This is a genomic window from Thermoanaerobaculia bacterium (assembly GCA_035717485.1).
Classification (GTDB): Bacteria; Acidobacteriota; Thermoanaerobaculia; order UBA5066; family DATFVB01; genus DATFVB01.
This window is the reverse complement of sequence record DASTIQ010000306.1, coordinates 1-2,850: the sequence shown is the minus strand read 5'-3', so window position 1 is coordinate 2,850 and position 2,850 is coordinate 1. Positions and strand designations below refer to the sequence as shown.

Sequence of the window (2,850 nt, the reverse complement as noted above, 5' to 3'; positions counted from 1 at the left end):
CGACGAGCGCGAGGAAGAGAGCGGCCGACGCGGCGCCGAAACCTCCCCGCTCGCCGCGAGCGATCCGGCGCGCCCCGGCCACCATCAACGGGAGCGGTGCGAACGACTGCGCCTGCGGCCATCCCGTCCAGAACAGGAAGTGGAACGAGAGCATCCACACGGACGCGCCGAAGAACGCGAACACCGGAGCGAGCTCGAGGTCGCGCAGGAAAACGAACGCGCAGAGCGCGCCGAGCAGCAAGGCGAGCGTGGCTTCGAGCGTCCGAGCCTCGGCGAGCGGCAGCAGAAGCCCGATCAGCGTCGCGGGATGGAAGGGCGCCGACTGCCCCGCGCCCGCGAGCACGTCGCCGCAGAGGATGAAGGGGTTCCAGAGCGGCGCCCGACCGGCGAGGAGGTCTCGGCGAACCGCGGCCTTCCAGGGGACCATCTGGAACGCCACGTCCGTCAGGAGCCCGTTTCCGTAGTCGCGGTGGAGCGCGGGACCACCCTGTGCTGCGAGCGGCGACGCGGCATACGCGAGATTGAGCGGTCCGAAGTACCCGCCGGTGACGACCGCCTTCCCCGTCACGGCGAGCGGCAGGAGCGCGAGGGCGATCGCCCAGAGCAGCGAGATCCGCCGGAGGAACCGCGACACGAGAGCCAGGGCGGCGCCGGACGTCGCGGCATAGACGGCGATCAGAGGGAAGCTCAAGCTCGGAGCATTGTAGCGGCGGCATTCAGCGCGGCACGTGGTACAGGCGGATCGATGCTCCGATTCTTCGGAACGCGTAATCGTCGAGCCACGCGTAAGCGCCGTCTCGCGCGTCGGCGTCCATCGCGAGAACGCCCTCCGGAACCGCATACCACCCCGGGCTTCGGTCGCCGGAAGAGGCCGGACGAAGCTCGGCGCGGGGGTCCGAAAGGTGTTTCTGGAGGACAACGGTGCCGGAGAAGAAGACCGCGCATCTTCGGATGTGCTCCCGGTCGATCGTCTCGGCCAGCCTCAGGTAATCCTGACCCCAGTCGAGATTGCTGTCCTGGAGGATGCGCTCGGGATGCGCGCCGGCCGCTTCGTTGAACCAGGGAAGGTAGTCGGGATGCGCGGCCTCGGTGCGAACGGCCATCCAGGCGACGAGAATCGCCGCGACGACGCGCGCGTCGGGGCGTTTCGCCATCGCGACGAGTCCGGCGCCGGCGATCGCCGAGAGCGGAACGAACATCGGAAGCGCGTGGCGCACGCCGATGTCGATCGATGCGGGGAGCATCGACGCGAGCATCGCGACCGGCAGGAGCGCCGCCTCGCGCGCCCGGCCTCCCTTGCGGATCGCGGCGGCGGCCCCTGCCGCCGCGAGCAACAGAAAGGGGATCGGCGTCTTGAAGAAGACCGCGGCCGGAAAGTAGTACCAGCAGCCGTGGTCCCGGATCTTCCCGAAGAGAAATCCGGGGTGGCCCTGGACGTTCTCGGCCCCGAGCTCCGCGGCGCCGGCGAAGAACATCGGCGCGGGAACCGGGAGATGTCGCGCGCCCCACACCGACGCGGGGCGGGCGAAAGCGGGAACCGCGAGGCTCGCGAAGGTCGGCGCCCTCGGATCGGCACCGGCGAGCGTTCCGGCTTCGAACCGATATCCGGCCCAGATCGCCAGCGCCGCGACCCCCGCCGGTAGAACGAGAAATCGAAAGGAAGGACGTTTCCGATCCGCGACGATCGCCGCCGCGACCGCGATCCCGAAGAAGGGAACGAACGAGAATTTCGAGAGGGTGCCCGCCGCGGCACTCGCGCCGAGCGCGGCTCCTCGCGCCCGCGTCGGATCGTCACGCCACCGATCCAGCGCCAGGAGGGCGACCGCGAATGCGGCGGTCGCGGCCATGTCGGTCGTCGCGAGTCCCGCGTGCGCGCGGACGGCGGGAAGCCACGCGAAGAGCGCGGCGGACGCGAGCCCGGCCCCCCGGCCGAATCGCCGCTCCGACCACCGGCCGACCGCGAAGATCCCGGCGAGCAGGAAGAGGAGGTTGCCCGCGCGGGCGCGCGCCACGTTCTCCCGGTAGTCTCCGGCGTAGAGAATCGCGTTCCCGCGACTCACGTTGTCGAGAGAGGGTCCGGGAATCGCCGAGCGGGCGAGCGCGAACGGAAGCGCCGCGGCGATCCGCGCGAGAGGAGGGTTGTCCGGCTGCGCGGTGTAGGGCCGTCCGTACAGCCAGTCGAGCCCGCACGCGAGATGCATCGGCTCGTCGAAGGTCGCGCTGAAGACGCGAGCGGTCGACGCGACCCGGACGACCGCGAACGCCGCGATCATCGCGTACCCGACGATCGCCGATCTGTTCGCGTTCACCGAAGGGTCTACGCGGAGCGAATCCCCGGTGTTTGCGTTGTTCCGGGCGCAACGCGCCGACAGAGGAGCCGGAAATCGCCGCCGCGATTTCCGGAGTTCTGCTGCGGGGAACGAAGGAGAAAAAGGGAAATCGAGGCGACGGCGCGTCTCCGACCTATTTGAGAGGATGCTCGAGGCGCCAGCCGTTCCGATACACCGAGACTCGTCGAGCGACGACTCCTTTTCCTAATGCGTTGCGAGAAACATATCCGTTCGAGAATTGGATAAGCCGTGAGCCGCGGAGAGACGCGAGCGAGGCGGGATGCGGGCCGCCCGACACGTCCCGAGGCGTACGTTGAGGGCGGGGCGGGCGGCACGCGCCCGTATTCGCTCGATGTATCTCCGCGCCCGCCCTCAAAAAACTTTGAGGATGTCGTTGTAAATGACGATGCCCATCAGGAGGACCAGCAGCACGAATCCGAACTGCAGGATCCGCTCCTTGACGCGCATCGAGAAGTCGCGGCGGAGCGTGCCCTCGATCACGATGACCGCGAGCTGGCCG

At 69.0% G+C, this 2,850-nt stretch carries 2 protein-coding genes; both read right to left on the bottom strand.

The annotated features are described in order from the left end of the window. Positions 1-691, bottom strand: a 691-nt coding sequence (locus VFS34_16025; protein ID HET9795960.1) for a hypothetical protein, incomplete at its 3' end; no start/stop codon positions are given. A gap of 25 nt (positions 692-716) precedes the next feature. Further along, on the bottom strand, positions 717-2,309 hold the full coding sequence (locus VFS34_16020) for a glycosyltransferase family 39 protein (protein ID HET9795959.1): 1,593 nt from the start codon (positions 2,307-2,309) through the stop codon (positions 717-719). Between the last annotated feature and the right edge of the window lie 541 nt (positions 2,310-2,850).